This is a genomic window from Duncaniella sp. (genome assembly GCF_029054785.1).
Taxonomy (GTDB): domain Bacteria; phylum Bacteroidota; class Bacteroidia; order Bacteroidales; family Muribaculaceae; genus Duncaniella.
Genome location: NZ_JAIDEN010000137.1, coordinates 1 through 2,870, shown reverse-complemented (window position 1 = coordinate 2,870; position 2,870 = coordinate 1). Strand labels below are relative to the sequence as shown.

Here is a 2,870-nt window from a genome sequence, read left to right as displayed (position 1 = left end):
CTGCGAAAGTTTTGGGCGCCTATGACTCTTCATTTCAGTCACATAGCTCGCTATGCTCCTTCAATTCAGAGCCATATCCACCTCAATACTTTCGCTCAGATTTTAACTATTGTTTTTAAACAATCTCTAAATAAACCACCATATATTATGCTGACAGCAAAGGAAATACGAGAATCTTTCAAAGAGTTTTTCCGTTCCAAGGGCCATCACATCGTGCCCTCTGCTCCGATGGTGATCAAGGATGACCCCACCCTGATGTTCACCAATGCCGGAATGAACCAGTTCAAAGACATTATTTTAGGCAATAAAGCCGCCAAATACCAGCGTGTCGCGGACTCCCAGAAATGTCTCCGCGTTTCGGGCAAGCACAATGACCTTGAAGAGGTCGGCATGGACACCTATCACCACACCATGTTCGAAATGCTCGGCAACTGGTCGTTCGGTGACTATTTCAAAGAGGAAGCCATCAACTGGGCCTGGGAATATCTCGTCGATGTCCTCAAGCTCGATCCGAACCGCCTCTATGCGACAGTATTCGAAGGCGCACCTGACGAAGGTCTCTCACGCGACGACGAAGCAGCCGCATTCTGGGAAAAACATCTCCCGGCGTCCCACATCATCAACGGCAACAAACATGACAACTTCTGGGAAATGGGCGATACCGGACCTTGCGGACCTTGCTCTGAGATCCACATCGACCTGCGCAGCGATGAAGAACGCGCCCAGACAGACGGAGCGTCGCTTGTCAACAAAGACAATCCTCTGGTGATCGAGATCTGGAACCTCGTGTTCATGCAGTTCAACCGCAAGGCCGACGGCTCACTCGAATCGCTCCCTGCAAAGGTAATCGACACCGGCATGGGCTTCGAACGCCTCTGCATGGCTCTCCAGGGCAAGAAATCAAACTATGACACCGACGTCTTCACTCCGCTGATCAGCCGCATCGCACAGCTTTCAGGCAAGGAATACGGCAAGGATGAGAAAGTAGATGTGGCAATGCGCGTCATCGCCGACCATGTCCGCACAATCTCATTCTCGATCGCCGACAGCCAGCTTCCCGGAAATGCCAAAGCCGGATATGTGATCCGCCGAATCCTGCGCCGCGCCGTCCGTTATGCCTACACGTTCCTCGACCAGAAGCAGGCTTTCATGTACAAGCTCGTCAACACCCTGATCGACTCTATGGGCGAGGCTTATCCCGAAATCGCCGCTCAGCGCGACCTGATCATGAAGGTGATCAAGGAAGAGGAAGATTCTTTCCTGCGCACGCTCGACAAGGGTATCGCCATTCTTGACGATGCAATCAAAAATGCCCGCAAACATGGCAAAAACGAGATTTCAGGCAAGGAAGCCTTCGTCCTCTACGACACTTACGGCTTCCCCCTCGACCTCACCGAGCTTATCCTGAAAGAAAACGGCATGACTCTCGACAAGAAAGAGTTTGATGTCGAAATGGAGGCTCAGAAAACACGTGCCCGCAATGCTGCCGCTGTTGAAGCCACTGACTGGGTGGTTGTCAGCGACGGCGAGACCGAGTTCGTAGGCTATGACGTCACTTCAGCCACTACCCGCATCCTGCGCTACCGCAAGGTGACACAGAAGAACAAGGAGTTCTATCAGATTGTCCTCTCCACCACCCCGTTCTACGCTGAAATGGGCGGACAGGTAGGCGACAGCGGCTGGCTCGAATCGGCTGACGAAAAAATCGAGATCTACGACACCAAACGCGAAAACGGCCAGGCGGTCCATCTGAGCAAAAAGCTCCCCGCCAACGTTGAGGCCGAGTTCACCGCCCGCATCAATGAGGCCAACCGCCGCGCGACCGAGTGTAACCACACCGCAACCCACCTGCTCCACGCAGCCCTCCGCGAAGTCCTCGGCTCACACGTAGAGCAGAAAGGTTCTTTCGTGTCACCCGCAATGCTTCGCTTCGACTTCTCTCACTTCCAGAAAGTCACCCCCGAAGAACTCCGCAAGGCCGAACGCATCGCCAACGCCAACGTCCGCAAGGCGATCGCTCTTGACGAGCACCGCCACATGCCGATTGCCGAAGCGCTTGAAATGGGCGCGATGGCTCTCTTCGGCGAAAAATATGGCGAGGAAGTCCGTGTGGTAAAATATGGCGACTCCGTGGAACTCTGCGGCGGTACCCATGTGCCCAATACAGGCAACATCGGTATGATCCGCATTGTCTCTGAGTCAAGCATCGCAGCAGGCATCCGCCGCATCGAGGCCGTCACCGGAGAAGTAGCCGAGGACATGATTGACCAGCTTTCCGACAATATGCACGGCGTTGCCGAACTCCTCCACAATGCGCCCGACGTGTTGCAGGCCCTGCGCAAGTCAATCGAGGAAAACGCCGAACTCCGCAAGCAGGCCGAGGAATATTTCCAGGAACGCATCCGCAATCTGACCCGCGACATCCTTGAGAAAGCTGAAACTGTCGGCGATTTCAAGCTCGTCTCCCTCACCGGTGTGCGTATGCCTGAAGTTGTCAAGGGCATTGCCTTCGGAGTCCGTCAGCAGTCACCGGAAAAGACAGCCTTCATAGCCGCGACAGTCGACATGGCCGGCAAGCCGCTGCTCACAGCAGCATTCACCGATGACCTCGTGAAAGAAGGTCTGAATGCCTCTGCGATTGTACGCGAAGCAGCCAAAGCCATCAAAGGCGGCGGCGGCGGTCAGCCCGGATTCGCCCAGGCAGGCGGCAAGGACAAGGACGGCTTAGGCCAGGCATTCGAAGCCATGCACAAGGCTGTGGCCAAATAAGCGATCCAGTCCTCTAAAAATACTCAATCGAGTAGGAGGTAAACACTAATCATAGGGTGTTTATCTCCTACTTTCGCGTTTACCGACCTCTCACACCACCG

Annotated in this window: 1 protein-coding gene; it reads left to right on the top strand. The window is 54.5% G+C overall.

The genetic code is table 11. The features are described 5' to 3' along the window. The first annotated feature begins 147 nt into the window (after window positions 1–147). The gene (gene alaS / locus K2H17_RS08635; RefSeq protein ID WP_300133786.1) at window positions 148–2,769 is read left to right on the top strand and encodes an alanine--tRNA ligase; all 2,622 of its coding nucleotides are present in this window, start codon (window positions 148–150) and stop codon (window positions 2,767–2,769) included. Window positions 2,770–2,870: the final 101 nt, after the last annotated feature.

Coding starts and splice junctions, on each gene's coding strand:
- alaS (WP_300133786.1), top strand. CDS start 148: ATGCTGACAGCAAAGGAAATACGAGAATCTTTCAAAGAGTTTTTCCGT.